This window comes from Psychrobacter sp. YGAH215, from assembly GCF_007280595.1.
In the GTDB taxonomy this organism is placed as follows: domain Bacteria; phylum Pseudomonadota; class Gammaproteobacteria; order Pseudomonadales; family Moraxellaceae; genus Psychrobacter; species Psychrobacter faecalis.
The window spans coordinates 1-16,421 of sequence record NZ_VKLR01000035.1; the positions used below are offsets into that span (position 1 = coordinate 1).

The 16,421-nt window shown below is 38.5% G+C and carries 12 protein-coding genes; 6 read left to right on the forward strand and 6 right to left on the reverse strand.

The genetic code is table 11. The annotated features are described in order from the left end of the window. Positions 1–3,043, reverse strand: a 3,043-nt coding sequence (locus FOR85_RS11740; protein ID WP_144298054.1) for a pentapeptide repeat-containing protein, incomplete at its 3' end; no start/stop codon positions are given. 316 nt (positions 3,044–3,359) lie between these two features. On the opposite strand from FOR85_RS11740, the gene FOR85_RS11745 reads away from it, so the two are divergent. Continuing rightward, complete coding sequence (locus FOR85_RS11745; protein WP_144298055.1) at positions 3,360–3,866, forward strand: plasmid replication DNA-binding protein; 507 nt, start codon at positions 3,360–3,362, stop codon at positions 3,864–3,866. 24 nt (positions 3,867–3,890) lie between these two features. Here FOR85_RS11745 and FOR85_RS11750 read toward each other — a convergent pair whose 3' ends face one another. Both FOR85_RS11750 and FOR85_RS11755 read right to left on the reverse strand, forming a co-directional pair. Beyond that, a complete protein-coding gene (locus tag FOR85_RS11750) occupies positions 3,891–4,826 on the reverse strand; it encodes a replication initiation protein (RefSeq protein ID WP_087815676.1) in 936 nt (311 codons plus the stop codon). Between the two features lie 385 nt (positions 4,827–5,211). Further along, positions 5,212–7,335: a MobA/MobL family protein gene (locus FOR85_RS11755; RefSeq protein WP_144298056.1), complete on the reverse strand. Its 2,124-nt coding sequence runs from the start codon at positions 7,333–7,335 to the stop codon at positions 5,212–5,214. A gap of 288 nt (positions 7,336–7,623) precedes the next feature. On the opposite strand from FOR85_RS11755, the gene FOR85_RS11760 reads away from it, so the two are divergent. After that, positions 7,624–8,103 (forward strand): hypothetical protein, encoded by a 480-nt coding sequence (locus FOR85_RS11760; RefSeq protein ID WP_144298057.1) that lies wholly within the window; start codon positions 7,624–7,626, stop codon positions 8,101–8,103. 248 nt (positions 8,104–8,351) lie between these two features. On the opposite strand, the gene FOR85_RS11765 is transcribed toward FOR85_RS11760, so the two are convergent. Next, positions 8,352–9,971, reverse strand: coding sequence for an AbgT family transporter (locus FOR85_RS11765; RefSeq protein WP_144298058.1), 1,620 nt, complete (start codon positions 9,969–9,971; stop codon positions 8,352–8,354). 688 nt (positions 9,972–10,659) lie between these two features. Here FOR85_RS11765 and FOR85_RS11770 point away from each other — a divergent pair. Continuing rightward, the gene (locus tag FOR85_RS11770; RefSeq protein WP_144298059.1) at positions 10,660–11,112 is read left to right on the forward strand and encodes a PH domain-containing protein; all 453 of its coding nucleotides are present in this window, start codon (positions 10,660–10,662) and stop codon (positions 11,110–11,112) included. Positions 11,113–11,193: 81 nt separating this feature from the next. On the opposite strand, the gene FOR85_RS11775 is transcribed toward FOR85_RS11770, so the two are convergent. Further along, a complete protein-coding gene (locus FOR85_RS11775) occupies positions 11,194–11,832 on the reverse strand; it encodes a tetratricopeptide repeat protein (protein ID WP_144298060.1) in 639 nt (212 codons plus the stop codon). Positions 11,833–12,528: 696 nt separating this feature from the next. On the opposite strand from FOR85_RS11775, the gene FOR85_RS11780 reads away from it, so the two are divergent. From FOR85_RS11780 to FOR85_RS11790, 3 genes are all read left to right on the forward strand, one after another. Next, positions 12,529–13,086, forward strand: coding sequence for a GNAT family N-acetyltransferase (locus FOR85_RS11780; protein WP_144298061.1), 558 nt, complete (start codon positions 12,529–12,531; stop codon positions 13,084–13,086). Positions 13,087–13,246: 160 nt separating this feature from the next. Beyond that, positions 13,247–13,867, forward strand: a complete 621-nt coding sequence (locus tag FOR85_RS11785; protein ID WP_144298062.1) for a recombinase family protein — start codon at positions 13,247–13,249, stop codon at positions 13,865–13,867. A 138-nt stretch (positions 13,868–14,005) separates the two neighbouring features. Beyond that, positions 14,006–14,566 carry a hypothetical protein gene (locus tag FOR85_RS11790; protein ID WP_144298063.1) on the forward strand — a complete coding sequence of 187 codons (561 nt, stop codon included), beginning with the start codon at positions 14,006–14,008 and terminating at the stop codon, positions 14,564–14,566. A 100-nt stretch (positions 14,567–14,666) separates the two neighbouring features. Here FOR85_RS11790 and FOR85_RS11795 read toward each other — a convergent pair. Further along, a partial coding sequence (locus FOR85_RS11795; protein ID WP_144298064.1) for a WD40 repeat domain-containing protein occupies positions 14,667–16,421 on the reverse strand: 1,755 nt, incomplete at its 5' end.

Below are 16,421 nucleotides of genomic sequence, written 5' to 3' on the forward strand. Positions count from 1 at the left end.
CTAGCTGAGTGCCATCAGGGCTAAATTCGCAGCTCGTAACAGTATCTTCTTCAATAAAATGATGTAAGCAGACGATGTTATCTTCAGTTATTTTCCAAAGACTGGCGCCGCTATGACCAGCAATTACTAGCTGAGTGCCATCAGGATGAAGACAAGATAATCTGCCACTTGATTTTTCATGTATAAGTTGTTGTAAATTAGGAGAATTATTTTCGATGCGACTTCCATTAGATGGAGTGACTAAGTTTGAATGCGGCAAGCTAGAATTCTTCCACATATTTGGAGTCAAACAATTATTGAATCTATTGCCACGAAAAACTGTTTTTTCATTTACCCAGTCTTCAATCTTACATGCATCAAACTTATTTTGTCTAAAATAAGTTTGAGTTAGGTTTGTTTTGGAGAAGTTAATAAAACTAAAACTACATTCTTCAATACTAGCATTAGATAAATTAATACCACTCAAGTCTAAAATATTACTTTCTGACTGTTTGTCTAAATTGATACCAACTAAATTCAAGTTTTGCCAGTTTGGTTTGTCTAGCACAGTAAATTCTTGATTCTCACGATAAGAAAAATACCATATATCGAAAGCTATTTGCCGACTAGTAACACTATTACTTGCTTTCTGGAGTTGCTGCCAATTTTGATCAAATTTAACTTTCTCACTTCCATTATTAGATAGACGCCAATCCAATAGAAACTGGACTATCTCCTTACCAAGGTTATCCTTAGTAAATATGAGATCAAATCCTTGCTGATAATTACTGCAATGAACAACACTATCAAATATACCTACAGCAACAAAGAATTCAAAAAATGAAGTATGAGCAAAACGATATTCATCGTCATTGTCTCGTACTAACAGACTAGCATTATGTAAGTCTTGTAGCATTACTTCAGGTTCACATAGACCAGAAGTAAGCTTGATCTTCAGTTGTGGATAGTCATCTAAATTACATAATAACCATTCATCTAAAGCTTCTACGTGCAAGGTAGTAATGCCTTGTTGCCACAAATATAGTGCAAACCGTCCTAATAATTTTCTTTTCTCACCTAATGGTATTAAGTGTTTTTCATTATCACGAAGTCCAACTCTATCGAATAACATTCGATAGAGTGTTGATGCATTAATATTGGGATTATTTTGAAATTCTTTTTGTAGCTCAGGTAATAAATCCATAATAAGGTTCAGCATCAGCGGACGCTCAGACAGTCCTGATAAATCATGAACATTGTTTATAAACCTTAACGCCTTTTCTGCGTCAGCTTTACCAAGGCAATTAATAAGATAATTTTCAATTTGTTCTTTTGTAAAAGGTAAAAGGTAATAAATTTGGTAGTTTTTTATTTCACCAGCAATGAAGCCAGCTTCATGACGATAATAAAGCTGGTGAAATGCTTCTTGCTCTGCATAATTTTTGAAAAAATGTGTTCGGCAGCTGATTAAAATACGTGAATTAATAGGCACGCCTGATAAAGTTTTCTGATTACTATCTTGATTTAAACGGTTGAGATCTTGTTGATAAACTTTTTTAGGGAATATTTCCAATAATTTATTCAATAATCCGGTCTGTTGCTGTGCATTGAGCTTTTGCCCTACTTCATCAAAACCATCAAATATTAGTAGACAAGGATATTCGTTGATAAACTGAATGATGCTATCGCCTGATACTTTCTTAGTAATCCCAGTGCTACTAAGCATAGTTTCAAACAGTGAACTAATAGGTTGGATAGCAATATCTTTCTGATTACTAAATGCGTTAAGGAGCTTTTTTAAATCTAAATAGATAGGCAGAACAGGCTGATTGTTATAAATATCATTTTTCGCTATCTTATCGTTGTAATTGTCCATTAATTTTTTAGTTAACATCTGACAACTGGTTGATTTACCAGACCCAAAATCACCTAATAAGTAGAATAGCCGAGTCTCAAAATCTGTCGTATCTATTGACCAATCATACATCAGATCAACAATATCAATAGCTCCTTCATATTGATATTGTTGAGTATTGCCTTTTAAATACTCTGGACTTTGAAAGGCTAAGTCGATGCTATCTCCCGTCTCTTTCAACTTATTTTTGACATCATAGTGTTTATCAAAGTTAGGTGGATTCGGATTTTCCTCGAACCAGTTATATATATTTCTGACCAACTGTCCGATGAGATCTTTTTTACTAGCAATTGATGCACTACTAAAAAAATCTAAACCGTTAATAAAGTCGGGAGGAGGTATCAACGACAGATTTTTTTTGAATCTGTCGTCCATGTCACTATGTGTGCAATCAAACGGTAGAATTAGAGCGCGCCGATAAGGAATATTATTACCATCTTTTGTTAAATAATAATCTATCTCACGATTACAAGCTGCCGAATAAAGGTACTTTTGGGTATAGCAGATAACCGCTATAGGTGTTTCTTGGCACATTGCATCCTGTTGTTCTATTTGATCTTCACCTAGCTTAAAACCTTTATGATCGATAAATAATGAAACTTTAGGGCTATCTTTATATTCGGAAGGAGGATTCTTAAGACCATTTTCTAGCATGTCTGCAAATTTTCGTTGGATACTTAGTTCTTCTTGATCAGATTCCCATGAATAACTAAATAAAACCTGTCTTTTACTTTGTGCAGGTCTTGAACTTGCCTTTGGTGCTATTAATTTATCACCTTCTAATTTGTTATGTTCATTGCTTTGTTTGATAAATTCCGCTGTTTGCTGGTTGAGATTGGCATTTAGCTTTTTATCATTAATAGCTATTACCACACTACTTTTACTATTCTTAATCTCAATACCTAGATTATTATCACTGAACTCTTGATTGAGCATACTCATACGTTTACGAAAGTTCTCAGGAGTTACTAAACCTATATCACTTTCTGTCTTCTTTAGAAGGACAGGCTTATCAAGGTTTAAACTTCTAGTATGCTCAATTAAATCAACAATAACCTCCCACTGTCTTAAAACAATATTGCCTAACAGCTCTTCATCTCTTAGATTTTGGGTTGTAGCTTTTAAATATTTAATCTTCTTATCTAACATGACGTTATGTCCTGGGATGTCATTAGTAATACTAAGAAGTGTATAACGCCTTATAAACACTGTAAATCACTTAATTCACGTTTATTCACGTTTATTCACGTTTTAAGATGATAGATATTTACTAGTTCAAAATGCATCTAGAACAGTTCACAAACCAGCTTAGAAAGACTGTCTTGATACGCCACCTTCACTCACGCAAAGTTGCTCAAATATTCAATTTGCCTAATAGGGAGGTTAATGCCATAGTTGTTCACTGAACGTTCTGGACAGTTGCACTGTACAGGTTCTAAAAACGTACTTGAACACTAGGTGAACAATGAACATATCGGTGACAAAAGCGGCAAAAGAATGGGGTGTGTCAAGAACGACGATCTATCAGAAAGTCAATGATGGCGAGCTATCCAGAACAGCAGATAAGAAAATAGACGTTTCAGAAATGTTGCGAGTGTTTGGCGAGCCTCTTCTGAAAAAACGTACTGAACGTTTAGTGGACACTGTTCAAAGTACACCTCTGAACAGTCAAAACGTTCAGTACAGTACGGACATTGAACACCAATTAGCGCTTGAGAAGCTCAAAAACGAACACCTCAGCCAACAGGTAAGCGATCAAAAAAAGTTAATTGAAAATTATCAGCAGCAGATAGGACAGTTGAACAAAACGCTGGATAAAGCCAACGCCAGTATCCATGATTTCGCACAAGTAAGACTGCTAGAGTTTAAGCAAGCTGAAATAAGCGATGAGCCGCCACTTGAACAAGAGCAAGAAAAAAAAGACGATTCAATCGTCGCGACGGCTAAGAAGAAAAAACGGTGGTTCTTTTGACTTTAACGGATATTTGAAAAAACATTAGTGTTTAATCTTTGGTAAATAGCTCTCTAAAGCCTTATTAGGCTTGTTAAAGCTTTCAGGCTCTCGTTGTATGATATTAATCATTTCGCGCTTAAATGCGTCAGTCTGCATTTTGCCGTCATAACTTAGGCTTGGATGATCGTTATAGTCATTCATAAACTGCACGCTATCGACAATGGACTGGATGGCTGCTTGCGATAATGCACCGTCTGCACCCGTTAGCTTGTCTAATGTTTTTTTATGGAAACTCAGCTTTAAGCCTCTAAATCCCTTACCTCTCGATTTCTTCTGATACTCCACGCTAACACTATAGTTTGTATTCTCGTTAATGTCGTTAATAGCTGTTTCAATAACAAATTGTCGCAAATGACCGAACTGCTTGTATTTACCTTTGACATTCATTACATGCTTAAATTCTTCAAGTGTAAAATCTTTGCTGTACTGAAACTGATTAACCCACATAACGACTAATTCATATAAACGTATTGAGTGGATACTTGATAACTCGCCGATTTCAAGCAACTTATACTTAGTAAAATTAGCTCTTAGCTGTGTCAAATAAGGCAAAATCTTTTCTGCAAAAGATAAAGAAACTTCTCCGTTATCCGGGTCATAGACAATACTACTGATAAGTCTTGTTTGAAGTATTTTGTTTTCGGGCAAGCTCATTACAATATCAACGTCATACAAACGCTTACTTGCGTTTTCCATATCACGATAGACGTTCTGCTCGTTTTTAGACTTCTTACCAAAGAACAGTGACTTTATATCATCTACAGACACTTTAAATTCAGTCTGTTTTGTTACTTCTGGTGCGTCAGGTCTGCTGTCTATCTGACTAATACACGCTAGCATTAGCTCTTTGTCTGTTTTTTGCATTGTGTATGTTGCTAAAATCAGCTCGTTTGATTGAACAACTAAATTATTTTCCATTTTTAATCCTGCTCATTTACTGTTTTTTTAAAAACATTCAAGCTATGGTAACATCAAAAACGGTTAAATAAACAGTTAAATAAACAGTATTTAATATATTACTGTTTTTTCTGCTCATTTACTGTTTTTTCTGCTCATTTACTGTTTTTTCTGCTCATTTACTGTTTTTTCTGCTCATTTACTGTTTTTTCTCTTTGTAAGCTATTGATATTAAAGGTGAAAAAAGGCTCTTAAACAGGAGTAAACAGGAGTAAACAGGATTAAATAAAAACCCTTAAAGAAACGGGTGATAAATTTTTTTGTGGATAAGTGAAAAATCATCACTTTAACAACGTAGCTTGCCTAAGTAACTTATCCCTCAGTAATCGTTTTTTTAAGGATTAGATTAAGGACTAAATCCTCGGCTAGGTGAATGCGCTTTATTAACTTGATATTGGTACGACTCTAAACCACCCTGTAACGCTTTGTATTGGCTTTCAGACAGCTCTTTGCCATATTGCTCAGTAAACGTCTCTAAAGTGGCTTTAAGCGCCTCTGAGTAGGTTTTACGCTGGGTTGGTGGTAAAGAGTTAACATCACGCAACGCAAGTTTGAATTGCTGACAGGTTTTATCCAAGGTATCTGCTAAATATTCTTTGGCAACGTCTCTTGCCTCAACTGAATGACTATCATTATTGATGTAATGGTTTAACCCTTCTATGTAGCTAGACGATGAGATGATGTCCCGAGTCATTCTGCCAACCTCTCCTGCGCTACCACCTAACTTGTCGATGATACTGCTATTAAATTCCGCTCGTTTTTGATCGATACTGTCTCTGAAATCTGTAAAATGTTTGGTAAGCGCTAGATACTGCTCACGTTCAGCGTTAGGATCACGCAACAGCTTGATAATGGCTTTGTTGTTTTCAACCAGCGTGTAATCAAAACGTTTGGCCACTTGGCGTAAGTGCGCGGTAAATTCCACCGCTTTATCGTGGTCCTCAATACCATGGTGCTGTGCAAACTCGTTGAGTAGTGCCACTTGCCGCTGATCAAATTTATCAGGGGCGTCATCCGCGGTTTCTCCTTGAGCCCATCTGATAGCCATATCATCACGATGACGTTGTATTAAGCGCATGGCTAGGTGCAGCTTCATACGTTCAGCATACTCAAAGATTCTCTCATCTTTAAAACGGTTTGCTCGAGTGTCTCGATCAATGCGTCCTTCTTGTCGATCAAGTCGAGCAGCTCTTGCTCGTCGTGCGTCGTCATCGAAGGGGTTGGGGGCTGGTCTTGCACTTCGCTCAGTTGCTCTGTTAATTTCAATATCTGACTTTCTGATAGCTTCAGTGATTCCCTCAATTGCTTGTTTTGTGTCGTCAATTCTTTGTTTTGTGTCATCACATCGCTTTGGTAGGTTTTCGCATCGTTTAGCTGCCCAAGCAATGCCTGATTTTGCCTCTTCAACGCATCGTTTTGTGTCGTCAACTCGAATTGCCGTTCTATTATTTTGTTCTGTGCAGTACGTAATGTGAGGTTCTGAGCTTCCAGAGAGTTGTTTTGCAAAATCAGCTCGCTGTTTTGTGTCTCCAATGCGTCCAGGTAGTCTTGCGTTTTTCTCAGTTGCCCAAGCAAGTCCTTTTCTAAGTGCGCTAATTCGTCGCTCATTGTCTGCCTCCTGTTTGATATGGTTGTCAGCCACCAATTTGTTGCGTGCTTTGATGGCGCGGTTGGTATTACCTTTTTCGGTCGTGATGCCTCGGCGCTCCATGGCCGTCGCCTCCACTCCCATTTTAATAGTGGGCTGCTGATCAAGCCCCTGATCCTTGTAACTGCGCGCATCCATCAGCGGTAGATGATATTCGGCCAATACCTTATTGGCGGTATCTACCCACATCTCCCGAATACGCTTAATCTCCTGCATCGATGACGGCAGATCATGCGCCTTACGTTTTTTATTGGACCACTCAAACGGGGTCTTAAGCTTTGGATCAAACGCCAAGGTTTTATTTGGTCCAATGGTAGGCGCTCGAGTAGTGACTAAAATATGCGCGTGAAAATTACGGGGATCAGGGTTTTCCTCACCCTCACGCAAATACTTAGAACTTGGTGGTACACTAGGATCGAATGGCAACTTCATCACCGGACGATGGATACACACATCAGCAATCACATCCATATCGTCACAAAGCTTTTGGGCAAAGTTTATGGCCAGCTGATGCCGATCATACTCGTCTAACTCATACGGCAAATTAATCAGCCACTCACGCGCCACCCGACTGTCCGAACGTGTCTCTGCCGCTTCAGCGGTATTCCAAAGCGTCTCCCGATCCACACTCACACCCAGCGCCTTTAATGAAAATGGTAAAACGATATCGCTACTCATCACCCCAGACTTTTTACTATAGTCATGGGTCTTACCATATTTGGCATCATCAAGCACATCGCCAGCACGATAGGCCGCCGACGCCACAGCCGACTGCCCTGCTTTTCGAGAAATCGCCTTTGTTGCAATGTGTACCATCGTCATAAAGAGCCACCTGCTATTTTTGCTTTTTGCACACCACCGCTTTTCGTGGTGTGCGGGGTTTGGGGTTTCCCCAACGAAGAAGGATTCAAAATTAAGAATAGTAACGAAGTGGATAGATTAAATTTTGAGTCGTTACTTCGCCCTTAGTCAGGGAGACACAACCATCAGATGCTAAAATAATATAACTAAGGTGTCTGATGCTGTTGTGTTAAAGCTTACCACAAGTGATTGAATGATAGTGGGGTGCTTGCTATGCTGAGTAAAATTTAATTGATAAGGATAAATCTGATGTCAGTATCTAATAATAAAGCGCCTGTGTCTATTTTTGATAGTCAAGACTCTAATGAGCTAAAAGAGCGTCAACGGTTAGAAGAGTTAAAACGCCAAGCTAAGGTTCAGCAAGTAAAGTTAGATAAGCGACTGAACAAGCAGAAAATTTTGATGGGGGCGTTTTTAGGTCAGGTATTGGCAACTGATGGTGAAAGTGAGCAGATGATTCGAGAGTATTTTGCGATTCATTTTCCAGATTTTTTAACGAGAAAATCGGATAAAGAATTGTTTAAAAGTATGATTGAAAGTTTGGGTGGCGATATAGGCTTGGATGAGGGAAAAGATTCTTCTGCGGTCAATATGCAAACATCTAGTCATGAGGCTGAAAATAATCAGCAAAATGAGTCTTATAGTAATGCTGAGCATGATATACGTGATCTGCTGTCAGATGATAATACTTATTCTACTGATGTCAGTGATCCAAACTACCGTGGATAATAGAAATACTAAAAACGTGGTGTTAGAGAGAAGCTAAAAAGAATCTATAGCATGGTCTCAATTGACGCCGGCCACTAGCGATGATGTGGGTTTCAAACTCTGGCTTGAATGATTGGTAAAAGTTGTCCATATAAGAAGTCCTGTTTGCATAAGTTGGTCTTGATAAATTTACTTTAGCAATTGTGGACTTCTTTTTTGGCGCTCCCTTTTCCCGAACTGGGGTCATTTAGCAAAACTTCGATTCACTACTATCTAGCAGGATAAAACGTCTCTGCACCAGGGCCTACTGGCAGACCAAATACAAACACCCAGACGCAAAATAAAATAATCCAACCAACTAAGAACGCAATTGAATAAGGTAACATCATCGCCATAAGTGTGCCAACACCAGTATTTCTCTTATAACGAATAGCAACTGCCATAATGAGACCAAAATAGCTCATCATAGGGGTAATGATATTGGTAGTCGAATCTCCAATACGGTATGCGGCCTGTATCATCTCAGGCGCATAGCCAGTTAGCATTAGCATGGGGATAAATATTGGTGCTGTTACGGCCCATTGCGCAGATGCCGAACCAAGCATCAAGTTAACCACCGCACATATCAAGATAAAACCGATCAATAAGAAAGGACCTGTTAAACCAATATCGTTTAGGAAAGTTGCACCAGATACTGCCATTACAGAACCAAGGTTTGACCAATTAAAGAAGGCGGTAAACTGTGCTGCAAAAAAGACTAAGACGATATAAATACTGAGCGAGCTCATCGCATGGCTCATCGCATCTACTACATCTTGGTTGTTTTTTATGCTACCAGTAATCTTTCCATATATATAACCAGGTATGGCAAAGAACACAAAAATGAAGACAACGATACCCTTTAAAAATGGCGAACCTGACAACAGACCTGTCTCAGCATTACGCAGGATGCCGTCAGCAGGTACCACGGTCCAAGCCAATAATAAACAGAATACCAGCATACTAATACCAGCCCAAAAAAGTCCTTTTTTCTCAATAGTAGATACGCGCTCAGCTTTGGTATCTAATACTGAGGGATCATCGGCGTCAGTAGGATTGTACTTACCAAGGCTTGGCTCGACGATTTTCTCGGTCACAAGATAACCCAAACCACTAATCAAAAAAGTACTCACCATCATAAAGTACCAGTTGGCTTCTGCCCCAACAGTGTAAGCTGGATCGATGATACGTGCCGCTTCTTGAGTAATCCCTGATAATAAAGGATCAACTGTGCCAAGTAATAGATTAGCGCTATAACCACCAGATACCCCAGCAAATGCCGCCGCGATACCAGCTAATGGATGTCGACCAAGAGAGTGAAATATGACCGCAGCAAGTGGTATCAAAACCACATAACCAAGCTCAGCGGCCGTGTTTGACATAATACCTGCGAACACAATAGTAAAGGTAACCATTTTCTTTGGCGCGTTTAACACTAGCCCACGTAGTGCGGCTGATATCATTCCAGAGCGCTCAGCGATACCAACACCAAGTAGTGCTACCAGCACCGTACCAAGTGGCACAAAACCAGTAAAGTTGGTCACCAAGTTTTCAACAATACGAGCTAAGCCCTCGCCATTTAATAAATTGACGACCTCAATAGTTCCATCAGCGCTACGGCCGCTTGCACCCTCTGGTCGTGGATCGATTACCGATATACCAAAGTAAGACAGTACTGCTGAAAGAACCAGTAAAAATACTGACATCCATACAAATAAAATAACAGGATGCGGTAGTAAATTACCGAGCCACTCTACTCCTTTTAAAAACCGCTGCATGCGCGAATCTTGCTCTGCTGCATCAAAATTATTATGTGGCGGATTGCCATTTGGCGAGTTACTTCCTTGCATAGCCGATTATCTCCTTCAAGATTAAGTACTTTTGATGCGCTTAAAGTGTATGAAAACACCGATAAAAGGTTATGATTGGAACATAATTGGAAAACAGAAACAAATAATTTTGTCTCATAAAACAAATTGTTTAGAATTTTGAGTAATAAATAACCCCAGTTCAGGAGAAGGGAGCGCCAAAAAAGACAAAAACAAGAAGTTCACAATTGCTAAAGTAGGTTTACCAAGACCAACTTATGCAAACAGGATTTCTTCCATGAACAACTTAACCGAACTATAATGCCTCTTGGTCAGCCATCAAAGCGCTTGAGCGCAAAAATAAAGAGCTCAAATAAGCCAACGAAACTATAAGGAACGCGGGCGCTTTTATGCCTAGGAGGAGATGGGCGGACCGCCCAAGTGATGGTTGATTTTATTAATGATCATAAGTTGTAATATGAGTTCGGGCCAATATTAAAGTACTACCGCCTGCTCCGTCACCCTATCACTTCACTATAATCTATTGTAAGTATGCCTATGACAAACCAATTTCACTGGTGCGGTTCCCTAGTGAGGACTTGAACACTAGGCTGTGGGCTATATACGATAGTAGATACAGCCATCAAGATTATGACAGTGTACTTGGTGGTGTACATGAACTGAGCTATTCTAATATAAATATTAACTAAAGGCGCTCTGCTAACAAATTATGATAAATACTATATTTACATCAAAGATTGATTTTTGGTTGGCGTTTTTAATATTGGGTTCTAGCTTACTACTCGTTTTGGTGCCTGTATGGGAATGGATGTACAACAATAGTTCTATTAAAAGAATAATATTTATAAGCCTTTTTACCATACCAACTGCGTTACTGCTATTGGTACTGTTTTTTAATATAAAGTACACTTTGACAGCTGACACATTGTTAGTGAAAAATGGTTTTTCTACTCAGAGTATCTCGTTAGAAGACATTACCCATATCACTCCTACCAGCAGTACTTTATCTGCTCCAGCACTGTCTTTAGATAGGATTGAGATAAGATATGAAGGTGGTAGCATAGTGATATCACCAAAAGACAAAGATAGGTTCTATCATGCAATACAAGAACGTGTACCAGCATTAAAAACCGATGATAATAATGGGCTGATAAAGAGATAGCCGATAGTTCGATGCGCTATACAGACATCGAACTGTAGGTTATAACCCTAATTTTTGAGGAGGTATTTAGATTTCAGATATCTATTTTTGATAAAGTCTTCGATACTCAGCACAGGCAAACGGATATCCATTGCTGCAAGACTTTTGATACCATTCTAGCGCTTTGTTTTTATCCTGCTGTATATTGATACCCTTCTCATAGAATACTGCCAGCCCTGATTGAGCCATTGGAAGATCCTGCAAAGCTGCCTTGCGCGTCCACTCAAAAGCCTTCGTATCACTTTGGGTTGTACTTTTACCTTTAAGGTACATATCTCCAATTTTTGATTGGTATAAGTCAATACCGTCATTGGCTAAGTTTTGATATAACTCAAACGCTTTAGCATCGTTTTGATCTACGCCTTGACCCTTCTCATACATCAATGCCAGCATCCCCTGCATTTCTTTATGTCCATGGTTAGCTGCTTGTTGTAACCAATAAAATGCTTTTGAATAATCTTGAGGAACGCCTCTACCATAGTAGTATATAAGCCCTAATTCCGCTTGGCTTGAAGCATCTCCTAGATTAGCTTGTAATGTGAGATTTTCAAAATCCTTCTCAACATCAGATTTTACGGTTGGAACATTGTTTTGAGTGCTCTCCCTCTGAGTATCAATAACTTTAGTACACCCTGTCAGCATAATACACGTCAGCAAAAATACTGCTAGTCTCTTTTTCATGACTGCTTGTCCTTTTAGTTAATCAAGGTAACACTAACCTTTTTTAACTGACCTTGAGTGTGGAAATATCGTAACTATTACTAATACAATGCCAGCTACAACTAAAATTAATGGACTCAATTGCAGAATATGAACTGAACCAAATATAAGAAAATACATACAAACTGCTATAACCTGAAAATCGTAAGTATGGTCTTTAAAGAATTTAAATATAATAATTAAAAGAAGCGCTATACCTACTATAAGGAAGAAAGTTCCATCAAGAAACATGTCTTTCATAAAAAAATAATAGATCACAGCAAATATGATATAAATGCCTAAACCAATTTTTCTATGAATTGAGTTTTTCTGTGTGGACTTAGTATTTTCTAATTCATCTCTCATAAAGCTATTAACCCCTATCACCTAACATAAAAATATAAATTAACAATTTTTACTATTGTTGGAACACGTTAGATCCTTATATAGGAAACCAAACCAGTGAGAGGGCCTGAGTGGTCCCTTATAGGTATACTCTATTCATGTTCGGTGCGCTATACACGCACCGATCATGAATAGAGTATGTATGGTAATACACTGTGGCTATCTCAGCGAGTTAAAGCCCTGAAACCATCATTCTACAGCCCAAGTTTCAAGTCCTCACTAGGGAACAGCCTTTATTCCTATAAATAACTTCTAGAAGAACGTAGAGTAGATATGCCAAAAAAAATAGAAACAAACCGCCTTTATTTAAGACAATGGCAGAAGATGGACTTAGAGCCATTTTCTAAAATGAATTCGGATAAGGACGTAATGGAGTATTTCCCTAAGCTACTATCGAAAGAAGAAAGTGATGCCATGGCTTCAAAGTGCCAGTCGCTCATAGAAGAAAGAGGCTGGGGAATTTGGGCAGTAAGCCTAAAAGATAGTGATACTTTCATAGGATTTGTAGGCTTACATCAACCGCAATATGATTTCCCATTCAACCCTTGTATTGAAATAGGTTGGAGATTAGGTAAAGAGTTTTGGGGCTACGGCTACGCAACGGAAGCCGCAAATGCTGCTTTAAAATTTGCTTTCGAAGAGCTAGAACTTAATGAGGTAGTATCGTTCACTTCAAAGATAAATAAACGTTCACAACTAGTCATGCAACGCCTTAAGATGAAGAATACGAAAAAAGACTTCCACCACCCTGCTTTTGAAGTAGCAGACCCACTTGCCGAATACGTACTATACAAAATAACTCAAAAAGAATGGATTGAAGACAAGAATTAGTGTTAGTTAAATTATGATAAATGACTTTAGATGTATTTGAGGTAGTTCCGCTAGGTATACCCCAAGGGAACCAGCTATTTCACCCTTCAAACCTATTAACAGACCACTTATAACAGACTGGTATAATGGAACCACTTATAACAGACTATTTTAGGTGTTTATGTTTATTAGAGCGTATCTTAGAGCGTCTACCAAAGAACAAGACGCTAAGCGTGCCAAAAGCGAACTCATAGCATTTGCCAACGATCATGGCCACAAGATTGCCGCTTTCTATATCGAAAACGAATCAGGAGCTATCTTGGTGCGACCCAAGCTTATGCAGCTGATCGAAGATGCTCATAAGGGCGATGTTATCTTAGTTGAGCAAATTGATCGCTTGGCACGTTTGAACCAAGCTGATTGGGATACTCTCAAAAGAATGCTATCAGAAAAAAAGCTCTCTATCGTATCAAAAGAGCTTCCGACCTCATATATGGCGCTTCAATCTGAAAGCAGCACTGAATTTATGAGCAGTGTATTGCAAGCCATTAACTCGATGATGCTGGATATGCTCGCAGCCATTGCTCGAAAAGATTATGAGGATCGCCGTAACCGTCAGATGCAAGGTATTGCTCGTGCTAAGGCAGAAGGTAAATATGCCGGTCGTAGGAAAGATACCGAAAAGCGTAAGATCATCGCTAGTTTGCTAAAGTCTGGGCATAGCTATTCTGAGATACAAGGTATGACCAAGTGCTCACGGCATCTGATCGCTGATGTGGCTAAGGCCACTAACTCTAACTAAATATCTGCGCAAATATTTGTATATAAAACATAAAAAAGCCTAAAAATATTTTATTTACGCAAATATTTTCTATTTTATTGAATTATTTCCGTAATGGTGCATAATAAATACGAATCAGCCACCATAAGGACTCACAAGATGACTAGCGTAATAGGTATATACACAGGTAAAGATTTAGAAAAAATGCAATTAGAAGGGGGTTCAGCCTATTGGAAGGCAAGGACTGATCGTCTTGATAAAGCTGAATATGTCATCCTTATGCGAAACCATAGAGCACCATGGGCGGTAAAAGATGGCGTTAGTCATGGTCAAGCCTTTATGATTGGTAAGATCTCAGGTTGGAAAGCTTCAAAGGAATACGAGGGAAGGAAGGTTATTCATATTAGTGAATATTCGTTATTACCAGATACTGCTAATTTTAAGAAAGCTTGGAGAAAACTAACTGATGGTCAAAGATATCCTTTAGCTTATATAACGACAGATGACTTACTAGAAAATATTGACCTTGATATTGACAGTCTTGAGTGGTCTGTCTTTGAAGATAAGTCAAAGTCGAAAGAGATAATGAGTGCTATTGATGAAAATACAAGTGAGCAGGACGAGAATGCATTGTCCGATATCATAGCTGAAGCAAAGCATATGGTTGCTTGTGTGGCTGGTATAGATGAGTCTAAAGTCAGCATTCAAATTAACTTTTAATGACTTGTCAGAATAGAAATTATTCCAAATCCTGTGTAAACGTATTTTAGTTAATTTAATACTTACACAAGATTTGGTGCGGTCTTGCTCAAGGGGCGATTTATACGTCGGTATATGAATCTTTATATACTTTATCCCAATCTGGATGAGTATCAGGTTCTAATATTTGTATAGTATTATCTGCATGTGTAACCTTATTATATAAATATTTCCAAGCTTTGCCTTGTATTGAAGAAACGCTTGTAAAGCTACCATCCGTATAACTAATAATAGCATCGTTGAAGAATTGTAAAACACCTGTTTCAGCTATCTTATTAGCCTTTAAAGAATATAAGTAAGTACGATCAAAACTAGTCACAGCAACACTATTATTGTCTGAGCTTCGGTCAATATCAAACACTCTTAAACTCTTTTCAATTTGATCTAAACAGACGATGTTATTTTCAGTTATTTTCCAAAGACTTACACCTTTACTGCCTGCCGTTACTAGCTGAGCGCCATCAGAACTAAATTTGCAGCTCGTAACAGTACCTTCTTCAATAAAACGATGTAAGCAGATGATATTATCTTTAGTTATTTTCCAAAGACTGGCGCCGCTACGACCAGTAATTGCTAGCTGAGTGCCATCAGGACTAAATCCGCAGCTCATAACAACATCTTTTTCAATAAAATGATGTAAACAGATAATATTATCTTCAGTTATTTGCCAAAGACTGGCGCCGTTATGACCAGCAATTACTAGCTGAGTGCCATCAGGACTAAATCCGCAGCTCGTAACAGTATCTTCTTCTTCAATAAAACGGTGTAAGCAGCTAATATTATCTTCAGTTATTTGCCAAAGACTGGTGCCCTGATATCCTACTATTACTAACTGAGTGCCATCAAGACTAAATTTGCAGGTTTCAGTACCATAATCATCAAAAAATTTATGTAAGCAGACGATGTTATCTTCAGTTATTTTCCAAAGACTAGTGCTCTGATATCCTCCTATTACTAGCTGAGTGCCATCAGGGCTAAATTCGCAGTTTCTTACAAAGAATTCATCGGAGAAATTATGCATACAGCTAATATCATCTTCAGTTATTTTCCAAAGACTGGCGCCGCCATTGCCTGCCGTTACTAGCTGAGTGTTATCAGGACTAAATTCGCAGCTCATAACAGCTTGTTTTTCAGAAAATCTATGTAAGCAAACGATGTTATCTTCAGTTATTTGCCAAAGACTGGCGCCGCCATGACCTCCTAGTATTAGGTGTAGACCATCGCAACTGAATTTGCAGGTTTCAGCACCATAGTCATCAGAAAATTTATGTAAACAGATAACGTTATCTTCAGTTATTTTCCAAAGACTTGAACCTCTATGACCAGTAATTGCTAGCTGAGTGCCATTAGGACTAAATTCGCAGCTTCTGATCAAAAATTGATCGGGAAAGTTATGTAAGCAGACGATGTTATCTTCAGTTATTTGCCAAAGACTTACACCTTTATGGCCTGCCGTTACTAGCTGAGTGCCATCAGGACTAAATCCGCAGCCTCTAATTATTCTCTCATCAGAAAATTTATGTAAACAGATAATATTATCTTCAGTTATTTTCCAAAGACTGGCGCCGCCACGACCAGTAATTGCTAGCTGAGTGCCATCAGGACTAAATCCGCAGCTCGTAACAGTATCTTCTTCTTCAATAAAACGGTGTAAGCAGCTAATATTATCTTCAGTTATTTGCCAAAGACTGGCGCCGCTATGACCAGTAATTGCTAGCTGAGTGCCATCAGGGCTAAATTCGCAGCTCGTAACAGTATCTTCTTCAATAAAATGATGTAAGCAGACGATGTTATCTTCAGTTATTTTCCAAAGACT